This window comes from Runella sp. MFBS21, from assembly GCF_029433105.1.
Classification (GTDB): domain Bacteria; phylum Bacteroidota; class Bacteroidia; order Cytophagales; family Spirosomataceae; genus Runella.
Genome location: NZ_JARNTW010000001.1, coordinates 709,237 through 723,996, shown reverse-complemented (window position 1 = coordinate 723,996; position 14,760 = coordinate 709,237). Strand labels below are relative to the sequence as shown.

The window sequence follows — 14,760 nt, the reverse complement described above, 5'->3', positions numbered from 1 at the left end:
ATTTATGAATAGATACCTATTACTTTCTCTATTTCTTGCTAGCTTGGCTGCCCAAAGTCAAATCTATGTTCGTCCTGACGGAGAGTACATGGATACAACATTAGTTCTTGGAAAAAACTGTTTTGATACAAAAGGAGAATCCTACTATTACAGTTATGACGCGAAATATCCTCGAAGCTCAACGACGATTCAAACAAATGCCTCTTCATTTTTGAATCAAAGAAATATAAAATTGACGGAAAACGGTTACGTTACTTTTCGGTTTAGAGTCAATTGTAGTGGCGAAATAAGCTATGTAAAATTGATGCAAACCGATGAAAATTACCAACCTAAGAAGTTTAAAGTAGAAACTATTCAAAGTTTGTATGAATTTACAAAGTCATTAAAAGATTGGAAACTAGTCAAATATAAAAACATAATACCTCTTTCTTATACCGCATTCATCTCTTATAAAATTCATCATGGCCAAATTGTCGCTGTTATTCCTTAGCCTTTTTTATTTTCAAATCATTTGCTTAGGTCAAAACTCAAAAATAATTGATTGCTCGTCCAAGCAAGTTCAAGATAGCCTTGTCGAGCACTATATTGATAATGGAGCGGAAAAATTTGGGTATAACCACCCTAAATGGCAAGTCTACCTTGATAGCTTAATTTCTATTTGCCCCAACATCGCAAGAGCTTATCAACAAAAAGCTTGCCTTATATTAAAAATGGGGATTATGGAAGTGCTTTCCCTCTTGAAGACAAAGCAGTACAATACGACCCTGAAAGATGGGTGAGTTATCGGGCATTTTTGAAATGTATATTTTCTAAAGATTATAAAGGGGCAATTATAGATTTTGATTTAGCTCAAAAAATAGCACCTCATATTTTTGTCATGGATCATTCTTATTCTTTTTATAAAGGGCTTTGTTATTTGGAATTAAAAAATCTTAAAAAAGCAGAACAAAATTTTTTAGAAGACATTAAAATTCAAACAAAAGGTGATAGTATTAAAAACATACATTACAATACGTTGCTTTATTGTGGTATTGTTTATTATGAAATGAAAAATTATAAAAAGGCAGAAATATATCTCAAAAAATGTTTAAGACAATTCCCTCAATTTCCTGATACTAATTTTTACTTAGCAATGATTAATAAAGACACGGCAAAAGAATATAAGTCTTATCTGGAAATTGCAAAAAAATCATTTGAAGAAGGCTATAAACAAAATGAGGATAATGAAGCTTATGCCTATTATCCTCATCAAATTACACTACATGAAGTAATTCAAGAACTTGAAAAAGCTAAATAAAAACGCTTTTTTTATTCTATTACAATGCGCTTAACGGCGCCATCTTCATTTTGTACTACACTCACAAAATAAGTTCCTTTAGGATTTTTGCCGAGGTCTATCTGCCCCACAAAATCCCCCGAAAAATCTTTTACTTCTTTCTTGGCAATTTGCTTTCCTTTGGTGTCGGTTACGGTAATCAGTACATCGCCTTTGATAGGCGCATAAAAACGCAGATTTAATTCATTTTTTTCGGGGTTGTTAGGAAAAGCCTCTAGCCCTCGCACCGAAGCCGGCTTCTGACTTCCTCTGAAGTTGACGTCGCCTTCCCAAAATTCTTTAAACTTTGGTTCAAAATCGCGGCTCCAGTTTTCCATATTGCGCTCCAATTTACGCATTTGAGGCTCAATTTTTTTCTCAATGCGTTTCATGCGGTCGGCAAATGCCTCCTCATCAAAAGGAAATTTATCGTCTCTGTTGTTATTCCATTGTTCTGAACGGTTGTTGTTGGGGCCAGAGCGATATTCACGAGTCCGATTTTGGGTGCGCTCTTCGCGCGAACCGATTCTACGCTCAGGCATCCCGTCGCCTTCTTCGATGATGATACTCATCCGCCGATTGGTAGCATTTTTGTCATTGCCTTTAAGCGAATCCACGATGGCCTTAATCTTCGACTCACGTTCGTCACCTGTGAGGTTGTTGTAGGTATAAGACCGCTCGATGGTTTCTGTTTTACCGTCTTTTTCTTCGGTCATTCGTACCCTTACGGTTACTTTGTCTTTGTTGGTCTGTTGTTTAGTGTCTTCTTGAGAATTAGCAGTCGAGACCACTCCCAGTCCTACGACCAATGCCATGAGTACCCATTTTGTTTTCATGCTTTTTGTTTTTTAAAACTTTTTCGAAAATTGCACAACTTCCCCAAACTGACGATGTTAAAGTTTCTTAAAATGTGTTAAAGGATGGATAGAATTATCTTAATTTGAACGTTAACACGTTGTTAAAGTCACAATCACAAGGTCGCATTTCTGAAAAAGAATGTTGCATGAGGTCGAAAAAAAATGATGACAAAATCAAAAATACGGTTATTGATTAGTTTGATGGGGCTAGCTATGCTGGGGCTTGTGGGTTTTCAGTGGCACTGGATTACGAGTGCCTTGGAACTACGCAACGAACAGTTTGATCTGAAAGTCTCCGAAGCCATGCAAGAAGTAGTGCGTAAACTCGAAAAGCAGGAGATTATTTACCTGATTCGTCAACGAGAAGAAATAGAACAGCAACGCCGCAAACTAGAAGCCCTCAATAAAAATCGATTGGCTCAAAAATCCAATGTTCCCAAACCCAACCTTCCCGAAACCTACGCCCAAAATACGCATGATGATGTGCCCAACTCAGGAAGAAATATCAGTGATGCGCTCATTCCCCGAAATAGAGCTATTACGGATTTTCAGGCGAGCTTAATCAATGAATTTTTACGGCAACGTAATAATGAACTGCCCAATATCGAACGTTTTTTGAAAATCCATGCCGAACAAGAAAAAATCTTTGATACGTGGTTTGAACAAATAGGACAATCCACCTGGGCCAATGATAGCCTTCATCACAATTCAGTGCTGTTGAGTGTACGCTCGTCTCTCAAAAAAACGCATAAGCCTTATTCAGAGATTATAGCTCCTAAAAAAGAAAAAAACAAGCAAACCGTTGCCCAAACCGATTTGCTGAAAGATGTTTTTAAGGATTTGCTTTTTAGCAAACGCCCTGTAAGCCAACGTGTCAACCGGATTACACTTGATTCTTTACTTAAAAATTCGTTTCAGGAACGGGGCATCGAAATTTCTTATGAGTTTGCCATTCAAAATACATTCCCCAAAAATGTTATTTTTTCTAGCGCATCTTATCGCCCCGATACCGCTAGCACCGACTTATTCAAAGCCACTTTGTTTCCCAACGAAATCAATAACCTTCCAAGTCAGCTTTTAGTGTATTTCCCTCAAAGGCAAGATTTTATTTTGAAAAGTATGGGCTTTTCGCTCATAAGCTCGGTATTGTTGTTAGTAGTTATTTTGGGTTGTTTTTATGTGGCGGTAGCTACTATTCTAAAACAGAAGAAGCTCTCGGATGTCAAAAATGATTTTATCAATAATATGACTCACGAGTTCAAAACACCAATTTCGACTATTTCTTTGGCCGTAGGCATGGCCCAAGAACAAGTACAAAACCACAGAGAAATCACAAAAATCAATCGTTATCTAGGAATTATCCAGGATGAAAATCAACGCTTGGGTAGTCATGTGGAAAAAGTACTGCAAATGGCGCTGCTAGAACGAGGCGAAATCAAGCTCAAAACAACTGCTATCAATATTCATGATATTCTGGAAAAAGTGCTCAACAACCTCGGTGTACAAATAGAACAGCGACAAGGGGAAGTGGAGCTGAGTTTTGAAGCAGAAAACGAAATCGTGGAAGCCGACCCTATGCACCTTACCAACATTTTGACCAACTTAATCGACAACGCCAACAAGTATTCAACAGAGCAGCCACACATCGGACTTAGTACTTACAACGACGATAATTTTGTATATATAAGTGTAAGCGACAAAGGCCGTGGTATCAGCAAAGAACAACAATTGAAGATTTTTGACCCATTCTACCGCGTTCCTACGGGCAATATCCATGATGTAAAAGGGTTTGGATTGGGGCTCAGTTATGTCAAAAAAATGATTGAAGCCCACGGAGGGAGCATCCACGTAGAGAGTAAAGTGGGCGAAGGAAGTACGTTTACGATTCAATTACCGTTAAAAAAAGAAAGCGCCTAACCTCACAACTATGAAATCGCAAAACCCTAAAATCCTTTTGACCGAAGACGACCCCAATCTAGGGCAATTGTTGCAAGAATACCTTACCAACAAAGGCTATACGACCGACTTGGCGTCGGATGGTAATGTAGGCTTACAACGTTTTTTAGAAAACAATTACGACTTATGCCTTTTTGATGTAATGATGCCCAAAAAAGACGGGTTTTCGTTGGCCAAAGAAATTCGCCTTACTGATAAAGACGTCCCTATTATCTTTCTGACGGCCAAGAGTATGAAAGAAGATACTATTCAAGGTTTCAAAGTAGGAGCTGACGACTATATCACTAAGCCTTTCAGTATGGAAGAATTGTTATTACGTATTCAGGCAGTACTGAGGCGTTATCAGAAAATATCCCTTCCCAACGAACAACCTCAAAATATCTTTCCACTTGGCAAATACACTTTCGATTTTGACCATCAATTGCTGACGATTCACGATACCTCCCAAAAACTCACAAGCAAAGAGGCGGCATTGCTCAAGCTCTTTTGTGAAAACAAAAACCAACCCATCAATCGGAGTTTTGCTTTGAAGCTCATTTGGGGCGATGACTCGTATTTCAACGCCCGTAGCATGGACGTATATATCACTAAGTTAAGAAAACACCTCAAAGATGATTCTTCCTTACAAATCATGAATCTTCACGGAGAAGGATTTAAACTTTTGGTAGACTCCTAATTGGAACCTAGAGAATAAACAGAAAACTGTTTGTCAGCAAAAACCAAATGATAGTTGCCAAACCGGGCGGCCCCTTGCGAAGGATAATAATCGGCACGGGCGGTTTTGTAATCCAATACAATAAAACTCGCTTTGTGCTGCTGCGCCCATGCCCCAAACTTCTCGCTCGACCAAGGCTTCATCTGTTGTTGGTACTGCATCTGTAGTTCAAAGTTGGTATGACACAGCAACTTATCAAAATGCTCATATTCATTGAAATAAAAAGTAATGGGCACCAAGCCCATACCTTTTTGGGGAAGTTGGGGACGAAGTTGGGCGTATTGCAGAGGCAGGTATCCCGACAGGTTTCGGCCTATCACCTGTATATTGCCTACCAAACCTACAATAAGATACAAGACAGTTATCACCTTTAGATAGAAGGGGATTGTCGGAAGAGGTTTTGATTGCAACCATTCATAAATCAACAAAATCATAAAGGGTACAAACATGACCTGATAAATAGCGCTTGCTCGCTTGGTGATAAGCCAAAAGAGTATTAGCAACGATAGGCTATAAAGCGGTAAAATACGGTCGGTATGCCGAATGTTTTTCCTGCCAAACCACCCTACCGCTATCAATAGCAAAGTAGTACAGAGCTGTTCGGGAGATTCTACAAAAATCAATGGATAAGAAGCTAAGACTTTCAATTTTGCTACCCACCCAAAAGCATTTTGGGTAGCAGGGTCGTTTCGGAATTGAAACCACCATTTGGTCAGTCCGTCGGGTTCTTGTAAAATATCATAAAAATAAAGGCTAGCCGTCAAGGCTCCTACAATGCCAAAAATAAGGCCCTTTTTATAATGACGAGTCAGAACGAGAGTTAGAAAACCCGCTCCCAAAAAAATAATACCATTGAGGTGAGTCAATACCGCCAAGCCCGCAAAAAGACCAGCCAAGGGCACCATGACCCTGTTTTTATCCATGCGCCTAACGCCATAAAAAGAAGCCAAACCAAAGGCCGTTATCATCATTTCGGGGCGGTTTTCAAAACTCATTTGAGTCATCAACGTATTCCCAAAAACCAAAATCAATACACCCCAGAAGCCGTTTTTTTGGGGTGTTTTGCTTTGCGTCTCTATTAATAAAAACACCACAATCACTCCAAAAAACAATAAACCTGATAGCTTTGAAGTATATAATGAATCAGGTAAAATACCTCCCAACAAGGCCCCAAAAGCAATAAAAAGCTTGTGACTTACCAAATAATGCTCTTCCCAATGAAGCAAGCCTCTAAAAAACTCTGAACGGACTTTGCCTTCTTTCCACAACCAATACGACTCCTCGGCAAACCAAGCGTCATCGCCAGTAGGATAACGTTGAAAATAAGTACACAAGGCCAAGATAATCAAAGCCATAGCTCCCCAAGGAAGCCAAGAAGATAACCGAGAAGATGACATACAAAAATAATCGTCGCTTTAAGCTGTACCGTAAATGTACAAAACTTTTCTTCTGGGTCATTAGAAATATGAGCTACAAAGATTAAGCTTCTCCGAAGCTATTTGTCCATAGCCCTATTTTTATTTTTGCCTCGGAGTGGCGCAAGGTTGGTAGCTGACAAGAACGCGTAACAGCTCGCAAGATGCGCCAAATTTGTAGGAATATAGGTCAAGGTTGGACTTCTCCGAAGTCCTGGGTATGCAGATACTCATCTCATGCTACAAATATTACGCTTCTCCGAAGCCATGCCATCTATAACAACATTTTTTACATTTTGCCTCGGAGAGGCGCAAGGTTTGTAGCGGACAAGTCCAAAAAGACAAATGACTTCGGAGAAGTCAAACAGAAGCTTGATTAAAAAGAGAATCAAAAGATAGGTATGATAAGCAAAAAACCTTCTGTTTGTATCTGAGAGATAGTACCTACTCAAACACAAATCAGAAGGCTTTTTAGATAAACTTGGCAAGTTTTGTGCTTACTTTTTACGCTTTTTCTTTTTTTCGGGAGCTTTTTCTTCTACTACAGTAGGAGTATTGTTGACAGGCACTGTAAGGTCTTTGATTCTTATATTTCTGAATCTTACCACATCTCCATGTCCCAAAAACCCAATATAGCCCGACGTGCGACTCAATCCTGGATGGTCACGATGGTCGGCTGTTCCATTTTTAGAAGCTTCGGCTAAGTCACCGTCTAAAATGACCGTTCCGTTGAGCGTCACTTTTACTTTAGAGCCTTTTACTTCAACCTCCTGATAATTCCACTCCCCTACGGGCTTCAAAAAGCCACGCTTGGCCGCCAGAATCCCGTAGGCCGAGCCGTGATATTGATACGGCTGAAGGTTTTTATAAATCTCTGCATCATTATCCAAAATCTGAAGTTCAGTTCCTACATAAGCGGCATCTCCTTGCAAAGGCGCCCGAATTCCCAACCCGTTGTTGGCACCGGGTGTAAGGAGAAACTCAAATCTAAACACAAAATCACTGTACTCATCTTTGGTATAAAGATTGCCTTTACCGCCACGATTGGGATAGATTACCATTTCTCCATTTTCGACAATATAGTCCGTGGTATTTCCGGTCCACTCAAACATATTGGTCCCGTCAAAAAGCATTTTATATCCTTCTTTCTTTTCATCTTCGCTCAATACAAAAGGCGTAGGGCTTGGCAGCTCACGCACATAAATATCGCGGTAGGCCACCAAAGTGCCATGCGCTTGGAGTTCCAATTGTTCGATTGGGAAAATAGGTTGCTTACGATCCCAGTAATTTTCCAAAATCACATTATCAACTACCAATTCCCCATTGAGACGCACAGTGACACGGTCGCCCCGCATGATGATATGGAAAGTATTCCAATCGCCAATGGCATTGTCGGCCAATTTAAGCGGCTTACTTGGTTGTTTTTGGTTATTGTAAAGTCCACCCGACCCTACTTGTGCGCCTACATCTACGCGTGAGGTATCCCATACTTGTACCTGCGGCGAACCACGCAAGTAAATTCCTGCATCGCCTTTAGGTTCGATTTTCCAATCTACGTACATCTCAAAGTCACCGTATTTTTTTTCCGTACAGAGATTGTCACCATGTCCCGTAAAAATAAGCTCGCCGTCTTTGGCTATCCATCCCTTACGCATTATCTCATCGGCTTTGATTTGTTTTTTGGCCAATGTATCGGGGTGCATTTTAGCACGTGCGATAGGATTACCCACCAAGCCCTTCCAGCCCGTCAAATCTTTACCGTTAAACAACGACACAAAACCTTCGCCTGTGGGCATTTCGGCCAACCATTTCCGAGCGGCTTCTTTTTGGGAATCATTGTTGACAACATTCATGGCCTTTGAAATCCATTGACGTATACTAGTACCCGTCAGCTCCTTATTAGCCAATGCAGCATTCAATACTACTTGCGCGGCGGTCTGTTGTAATTCGGTATTATCTAAATAATTACTTGCCGCAATAAGCGCATTGAAAGTGCGATTTCTGACAAGTTCTTTTAGGATACTTTCTTTTTGGGCCGTTGTTTTGGCTACCTCCAATACCTTACGATAAGCCAAGGCTTTTTGAGTAGGTGTTTGTCTAGCGTTAGTGATTGCCTTCACATAGCCATTCACGATTTGGTCGAGATAAGCGGCATTAGAAGTAGTTTTTCCAATTTTGTACAATTCGCTCGTAGCACTGACATCAGACCAATTGGTCAATGCCCCTAAAGCAGCCTTTTGAGTAGCTTCGTCGCCATTGGTAAAAGAACCACCTACAGCATCAAGGGCTTTTTTGGTGCCAATATTGGCCAATACTTGAAGATAATTGGGCTTTTTGTCGGCACTTACTGCATTGATTCTGGATACAATGGTCTCGGTCTGCTGTGCCGGAGAGCCTGTACCTTTCAGCGCCGCTGTAACGGCCTCTTGAAGCGATTTGATGTGTTGGGCATCCGTAGTCGAATCCAAAATCCCATATAAGGTGTTTAAATCTTTGGTCTTAACTACATTCTTCAAAGCGGCAAAAGCTGCGCTTTTCACTGCACTATCATTGTTTTTTAATTGTGCCAAAATCACTTCAAGATGTGCATCTGCGCCGCGAGCCGCCAATACTTCTATAAGAGCAGGCTGAGCCGTAGCAGGCATGGTAGGAATAGCCGCCGCTACTTGATTTACGACGCCTTCTCCTTTCATCATCAGAAGCGCATTTTTTACAGCACTTATGTCTTCAGAAGTACCTTTTTTGGAAGCACTTAATAGATTTCCTAATACACTTTCTTGACCCATTTTAGCAGCTGCTTTAATGGCCGCCGCCCTCACGACTCCTTCTTTATGACTGATGTTTTTTAGAATAGTAGGCAGTGCGGTTTTGGCTTCTACGCTTCCCAACATCTCTATGATTTCGGCTTGCGATTGCGGTTTTGAAGTGGGCAAAGCCTTTAGCCAAAGCGCCGTTGTGGCAGGGGTAATGTATTTTTGCGCAATTTTCAAGGCCGCTATACGATAGCTTATATCGGGGCTGGTAGTGGCTTTGATTAGCACAGGTACGCTTGCACTTGCCTGACTATCAGCCAATAACTTCAACGCTGCCGAGCGGGTAGGGATTTGTTTGGTTGAGGTTGTATTTTTTAGAAGGTCGCTTGTAGCGGCTTGCACAGTAACTTTATCACCTTTTCCTGCTAGCGTTTCTAAATAAGTCAAATAAGACGACGTAGCATTGGCTTCATCGTAGCCATAAGAAGCTTTGGAAGCGGCATTTTTCAAAACATTCAGGGAAGAACGTTCTCCGATATTTGCCAAGGCGTAGAGCGCTACTTTACGGAGGTTTACATCCTCGCTAGTCGCCAATTTTTCGATAGCTGACGCTGATGCGCCAAATTTGCTATCACCTAAGGCTTCTACGATCGAAAGCTGAGTGCCTCCAGAAGCATTGATCAAAGCTTGAGCCAACGCCTGCCCGGCGCTTGAGGTGCCGATTTTTGCCAATGCCCTAGCCGCTGGACCGCTCAATTTTGGATCCGACAAATAAGGTGCAAGTACTGCTACAGATTCATCTTTTCCGACTTGTTGGAGTTGAAAAATCAAAAATGCTTGATTTTCTTTATCGGCTACTTTACCGAGTGCTTCGCCGTAGGCTTCGGCGGCCATTTTACGTAAATCTTCTTTACCATTTTGGGTTACAAAATAAGAAAAGCCTCCAAGTGCATATTGAACTTTTGCATTATTGCCTTTATCAGCCGAAACCAACATGGATGCCAATTGAGCAATGCCTGATTTGCCCAATGCCGCCATATCTTCCATGTTTTTTTGGAGTTGTTTGGCATTTTGTGCAGGAAACTGCCCTAAGAGTGTGGTGTACTTGCTATCTACTTGAGCGCGTAAAGTAGCAACACCCAACAAAAAAATGAAGAGTATATATTGTGTTTTTTTCATAATGATTTACAGAAGAAGGGGTTGGGGTTATTAAATCGTCCACGGGCCACGCATGGGTTGGTCGATGAGGCGATTAGCTCCTTCATCATCCACAAAAAGCTGCTTTACGGGGTCAAATTTCAGAGAGCGCCCTAAGCGCAATGCCGCCAATCCCATATTGACAATGGTACACGAGCGATGCCCATTTTCTTCGTTAAGCGCAAATTTTTGTCTTTTACGAACTGCCTCCGCAAAATCAGTTATTTGAGGTTCAGAATCTGGGAAAGCGGCCAATTTTTTCTCCAAATCGGGAATATCCGAGCGAAAACCAGGATAAAGTTTACCTTTGGGACCTTCGATATAAGGCACATTGGCATCTTTGGCTTCACCGTCCAAAATGATTTTGCAACCGTCGGCATAGGTGTATTCGATTCGTCTCCAAGTGCCGACGGCGTCGGTATGCTGCTGAGGGGCGTCGATTTCGACACTAATCGGGCTGGTATCGTCCTTGCCCAAAAAGTACTGAATTGGGTCTAAGTAATGCTGCCCCATATCGCCAAGCCCGCCACCGTCATAATCCCAATATCCCCTAAAAGTACCGTGCACACGGTGTGCATTGTAAGGCTTGTATTGCGCCGGTCCTAGCCACATCTCATAGTCCAATTCGGCGGGAACAGGCTCAGGTTTCAAGTCGGTTTTGCCTACCCAATAAAACTTCCAATCAAATCCCGTATGCCGGCTCACCGTCACTTTGAGCGGCCACCCAAGCAAGCCACTTTCTACGAGTTTTTTGATGGGTTTTACGGTGGTGTTCATACCGTAGAAATTAGACTCAAATCGAAACCAGGTATTGAGCCTAAAAATACGCCCATGCTGCTGGACGGCTTCTACCAAACGTTTGCCTTCACCTATGGTACGTGTCATGGGTTTTTCACACCATACATCTTTACCAGCACGAGCGGCATCGGCGGCGATGATACCATGCCAATGCGGGGGAGTAGCGACGTGTACAATATCAACTTCGGGCAATTGAATGAGTTCGCGATAATCTGAAAAGGTTTTCACGCCTTTATCTAATTCATTCATTGCCAATTGTATATGCCGCTTATCGACATCGCATATTGCTACTACTTTGGTGCCGGCATATGGAATGTGTCCACGACCCATGCCACCTACACCCACAATACCCTTCGTGAGCTGATCGCTAGGTGCCAAATAGCCTTTTCCCAATACATGACGAGGCACAATAGAAAAGGCCGCTACCGTAGCAAGCGAGCCTTTGAGGAATTTTCTTCTTGAAAAATTTTGAGGGAGAGATTTACTCATGGTGATAGATGAATCAAAATTATGTTGACATGAAGCAAATAAACTTACTAAATAAGACCTTCCAAGTTTTGTATACGCTCAAACCTAAACTTGGAAGGTATAAAACCAAGCAAGACCTTCCAAGTTTTATATACGCTCAAACCCAAACTTGGAAGGTCTAAAACCAAGCAAGACCTTCCAAGTTTTATATACGCTCAAACCCAAACTTGGAAGGTCTAAAATTGCACATTTATTTAAGCAAATAAATACTGCCAATTACTTATTTATTTTAAAAAAAATAGGTTCATTTTTAAAATTATTGTTTTTGTACAGTAGGATAGTACTTTTCTAACCAATCTACCATTTTAGCAAAAACATCGACCGCCGCATCGGCACTCATGCCATGTTTTTCTTTGGGATAAATTTCTAAATGATTCACTACTCCCAAAGAATCAAGCTTTTGATGGAGGTTTTGCGCTTGACTCACATGTACAAGCGGGTCTTCACCACCGTGAAAAATGAGCGTAGGCACTCCCGTTTCTTTGGTCAGATGATAAGCCGGACTCGCATCCAAACAAATTTGGGCTTTAGGGTCTGCTTCTCCCAAAAAATTAATGACGGTATTGTTGGCATCACTCCCATCTGCCCGTACCGACTTATCCGACAAATCGGTAGGTCCCCACAAGTCGAGTACTGTTTTTACTTGCTTCGCTTTGTCGTGCCCATACGCATAGAGCAAAGCCAAATGCGCACCCGCGCTTGCCCCAATAATGGTAAATTCTTTTCCGTTGTATTGATAACGTTTAGCCTTATCCGTTATGAAAGAAATTGCTTTTTTAACGTCTTCAATTTGGGCTGGAAAACGGTTTTTCCCATCTTTCACCAAACGATAATTGATCGATACCAAAGCATATCCTTTTTCACCAACGAGTTTTTGAATAAGCGGCTCAGGAAACTCCGATTTATCGCCCCTGCTCCAAGAACCACCATGAATATACACAACCACTTTGGTTTGTGAATTATGATTTTCAGGAAAATAAGCATCCAACAAATTATCTTTGCCCGGTGCCTCTCCATAAGGAATATCCTTAAAAGCCCGATAGCTAGGTTTGGCGGCCAGCGATGCTGCACTGTTCTGCGTGGCACCATCTCTTAATTTGTTTTCAGTCAAATACTTAACAAGATCTTCGGGGTGGTCGGTTTGTACGCCATCCACCCCTTTTTGTAAAGCGCTTTGCCATATTTCGGGACCTTCGGAGGGGTTTTGTACATCGAGCCACACAGCGATACCGTTTCGGTGCGCCACTTGTAGCATCCCTTGGTCAGTGATATTGTCTAATACTTCTAGCTTGGCTTGTCCCAAAAAGAACCCCAACTTTTCGGGGGTATTGATAGCCTCCGTTAGGCTTGTCATGAGGGGTACTTGAGGTGCAATGCTCCGCCATTGTTTGTACTGAGGTATTTTGTTGATATACACCACCACTTGTTTTTCCATGCCTTCGGCCTGAATCTCCTGCCAAGTCTGCGCCACATCAGCCTCCTTAAAATCAAGGTAAATATGAATACGTCCTTTGCAAAGTTTTAGCACGTCCTTAAAAGTCGGAATTCGATAATTATTTACGTCCGAAGCCTGATTTTTCTTGATATTTAAAGCAGAAAGTTCCGCCCATGTCAAATCTTTGACAAGTCCTTTGCCATCGGTCATTCGGTCGAGGGTAGCATCATGATGAATCATCAGCACTCCGTCTTTGGAGGTTCGCAGGTCTATTTCTACATAATCGGCCCCCGCCTTAATCGCATCTTCATAAGAAGCCAAAGTATTTTCGGGAACATGCTGATGATTGCCACGGTGAGCAATCACCACAAATTTGTGTTGGGTCTGAGGGAGAGATGCTGGGGTAGTTTGGGCAAAAACAGCCTGAACTACCATCCAAAAAAAGCATAATTGAGACCAGATACTTTTCATCAGAGAAGGATTTTAGAATTCTATATAATACTCCTAAAAGGGTGGAAAAGACTAGAAATAGGCATAAACTTTCTGTGGTTAGGCAAGTTAGGAGCTATTTCCCTCGATAGCAATAGAGACCATTAAAAATACAAACTAATCGTCTTCTACGGAGTGAATAGTGCTTAAAAATGATTACTGTTGTTAACTAACGATGCTTCTGACATGATTTGGCACAGGTCATCAATTATTAAAAATCCGTAAACAATTAAAAAAAACAAAGCAAGTACAATAATAAAACACCACCAAAAACAGTAATAATATTATAAAAATATTTATAACTAAACCTTAAAAACACCTAATCACCATTTGATAAATTTTACATTTTTTATTTGTTTTAAAAAAAAAAACAAATGTATATTTGAAACCTATACAGCAAATCATACTTGTTGTTTCTACCCTACTTCACGTTAAAATACTTTGACAGTTTTATTTATTAGCTGTTTTTTGGGAGTGCTTTGTACTCAGAAAATCTTTAAAATAAAAGTGTTGACCTAATAAAAGGATAGAAACCAATGTAGATACATATATGACAGCCAATCTCCACTTATCAGATCGTTTCCACAGCTTTTATCAGCTAGAATTGCTACTTCGTGATGAGTCTATAACAGTAAGCCGCCAACAACTCAAGGTGCTGTATTGGGCATTCCACGGAAAGAGCAATGCCGAAATCTCCATCCTTTTGGGTACGAGTATTTCCACCATCAAATCCCATAAAAACAAGCTCATTACCCAAATTGGCAGAAAAGGGCGAGCGGATTTTAGAAGATTTTTGTTGGAAAAAGCCTCGTTAAAATGAGGAATTATCCTTATTGAAAAGTACCTCTCTACGTTTTGATCAACTCACTTAAAAAATTACCTCCATGTGTATCAAAGGGATACGCATCCTTTTTGTGAATTGAACCAAACCCATATTTAAAATGCCTAAACTACCACCATTTTCTGATCCCGAAATGAAAAAAACATGGCTAAAACTAGCCACTTTTTTGGATAAGCACTCCCTACGCCCACAGCTAACTCCCCAAGAATTGAATGTGATGTATTGGTCGCTTCAAGGCTATAACAATCCCGCAATCGCCCAAAAGCTCAATGTAAAAGAGAGTACTATCAAAACCCACAAAAACAATCTCATCGCTAAACTTGGCTTACAAGGCCGGGAAGAATTTCAAAAGTTTTTGTTAAAAATCGCCTCATCTCCACCCTAGGGTGGAGAAAATTCAAACTTTGGGTTGAAAAACTTTAGGATTGTTTTACAGAACTTTGCCGCTGACTATTGCGCAT

General features: G+C 41.1%; 11 protein-coding genes. 6 read left to right on the top strand and 5 right to left on the bottom strand.

All coding sequences use genetic code 11. The features are described from left to right. The first annotated feature begins 4 nt into the window (after positions 1 to 4). Positions 5 to 490, top strand: a complete 486-nt coding sequence (locus tag P1X15_RS02825) for a hypothetical protein (protein ID WP_277336616.1) — start codon at positions 5 to 7, stop codon at positions 488 to 490. Between the two features lie 204 nt (positions 491 to 694). Beyond that, positions 695 to 1,297 (top strand): tetratricopeptide repeat protein, encoded by a 603-nt coding sequence (locus P1X15_RS02820; protein WP_277336615.1) that lies wholly within the window; start codon positions 695 to 697, stop codon positions 1,295 to 1,297. An 11-nt stretch (positions 1,298 to 1,308) separates the two neighbouring features. Here P1X15_RS02820 and P1X15_RS02815 read toward each other — a convergent pair whose 3' ends face one another. Then, entirely contained in the window at positions 1,309 to 2,151 is an 843-nt protein-coding gene (locus P1X15_RS02815; protein ID WP_277336614.1) for a T9SS type A sorting domain-containing protein, read from the bottom strand. 183 nt (positions 2,152 to 2,334) lie between these two features. Between P1X15_RS02815 and P1X15_RS02810 the strand changes: the two genes are divergently transcribed. Together P1X15_RS02810 and P1X15_RS02805 are read left to right on the top strand one after the other, a co-directional pair. Then, positions 2,335 to 4,089, top strand: coding sequence for a sensor histidine kinase KdpD (locus tag P1X15_RS02810; protein WP_277336613.1), 1,755 nt, complete (start codon positions 2,335 to 2,337; stop codon positions 4,087 to 4,089). Between the two features lie 10 nt (positions 4,090 to 4,099). After that, a complete protein-coding gene (locus P1X15_RS02805) occupies positions 4,100 to 4,804 on the top strand; it encodes a response regulator transcription factor (protein WP_277336612.1) in 705 nt (234 codons plus the stop codon). On the opposite strand, the gene P1X15_RS02800 is transcribed toward P1X15_RS02805, so the two are convergent. The 4 genes from P1X15_RS02800 to P1X15_RS02785 all read right to left on the bottom strand — a co-directional run bounded on the left by P1X15_RS02800 (position 4,801) and on the right by P1X15_RS02785 (position 13,440). Continuing rightward, positions 4,801 to 6,240 (bottom strand): glycosyltransferase family 39 protein, encoded by a 1,440-nt coding sequence (locus tag P1X15_RS02800; protein WP_277336611.1) that lies wholly within the window; start codon positions 6,238 to 6,240, stop codon positions 4,801 to 4,803. The genes P1X15_RS02805 and P1X15_RS02800 overlap by 4 nt on opposite strands. Before the next feature lie 515 nt (positions 6,241 to 6,755). Next, complete coding sequence (locus P1X15_RS02795) at positions 6,756 to 10,190, bottom strand: DUF1080 domain-containing protein (RefSeq protein ID WP_277336610.1); 3,435 nt, start codon at positions 10,188 to 10,190, stop codon at positions 6,756 to 6,758. 30 nt (positions 10,191 to 10,220) lie between these two features. Beyond that, positions 10,221 to 11,495, bottom strand: a complete 1,275-nt coding sequence (locus P1X15_RS02790) for a Gfo/Idh/MocA family oxidoreductase (protein WP_277336609.1) — start codon at positions 11,493 to 11,495, stop codon at positions 10,221 to 10,223. A gap of 295 nt (positions 11,496 to 11,790) precedes the next feature. Then, positions 11,791 to 13,440, bottom strand: a complete 1,650-nt coding sequence (locus tag P1X15_RS02785; RefSeq protein WP_277336608.1) for a glycerophosphodiester phosphodiesterase family protein — start codon at positions 13,438 to 13,440, stop codon at positions 11,791 to 11,793. Positions 13,441 to 14,008: 568 nt separating this feature from the next. Here P1X15_RS02785 and P1X15_RS02780 point away from each other — a divergent pair. Together P1X15_RS02780 and P1X15_RS02775 are read left to right on the top strand one after the other, a co-directional pair. Continuing rightward, positions 14,009 to 14,278, top strand: a complete 270-nt coding sequence (locus tag P1X15_RS02780) for a LuxR C-terminal-related transcriptional regulator (protein WP_277336607.1) — start codon at positions 14,009 to 14,011, stop codon at positions 14,276 to 14,278. Between the two features lie 121 nt (positions 14,279 to 14,399). Beyond that, positions 14,400 to 14,684 (top strand): helix-turn-helix transcriptional regulator, encoded by a 285-nt coding sequence (locus P1X15_RS02775; protein WP_037328000.1) that lies wholly within the window; start codon positions 14,400 to 14,402, stop codon positions 14,682 to 14,684. Positions 14,685 to 14,760 lie beyond the last annotated feature (76 nt).

Excerpts from the sequence above, each read along its gene's own strand:
- P1X15_RS02825 (WP_277336616.1), top strand. The coding sequence starts at position 5 with ATGAATAGATACCTATTACTTTCTCTATTTCTTGCTAGCTTGGCTGCC.
- P1X15_RS02815 (WP_277336614.1), bottom strand. The coding sequence starts at position 2,151 with ATGAAAACAAAATGGGTACTCATGGCATTGGTCGTAGGACTGGGAGTG.
- P1X15_RS02810 (WP_277336613.1), top strand. The coding sequence starts at position 2,335 with ATGATGACAAAATCAAAAATACGGTTATTGATTAGTTTGATGGGGCTA.
- P1X15_RS02805 (WP_277336612.1), top strand. The coding sequence starts at position 4,100 with ATGAAATCGCAAAACCCTAAAATCCTTTTGACCGAAGACGACCCCAAT.
- P1X15_RS02800 (WP_277336611.1), bottom strand. The coding sequence starts at position 6,240 with ATGTCATCTTCTCGGTTATCTTCTTGGCTTCCTTGGGGAGCTATGGCT.
- P1X15_RS02795 (WP_277336610.1), bottom strand. The coding sequence starts at position 10,190 with ATGAAAAAAACACAATATATACTCTTCATTTTTTTGTTGGGTGTTGCT.
- P1X15_RS02790 (WP_277336609.1), bottom strand. The coding sequence starts at position 11,495 with ATGAGTAAATCTCTCCCTCAAAATTTTTCAAGAAGAAAATTCCTCAAA.
- P1X15_RS02785 (WP_277336608.1), bottom strand. The coding sequence starts at position 13,440 with ATGAAAAGTATCTGGTCTCAATTATGCTTTTTTTGGATGGTAGTTCAG.
- P1X15_RS02780 (WP_277336607.1), top strand. The coding sequence starts at position 14,009 with ATGACAGCCAATCTCCACTTATCAGATCGTTTCCACAGCTTTTATCAG.
- P1X15_RS02775 (WP_037328000.1), top strand. The coding sequence starts at position 14,400 with ATGCCTAAACTACCACCATTTTCTGATCCCGAAATGAAAAAAACATGG.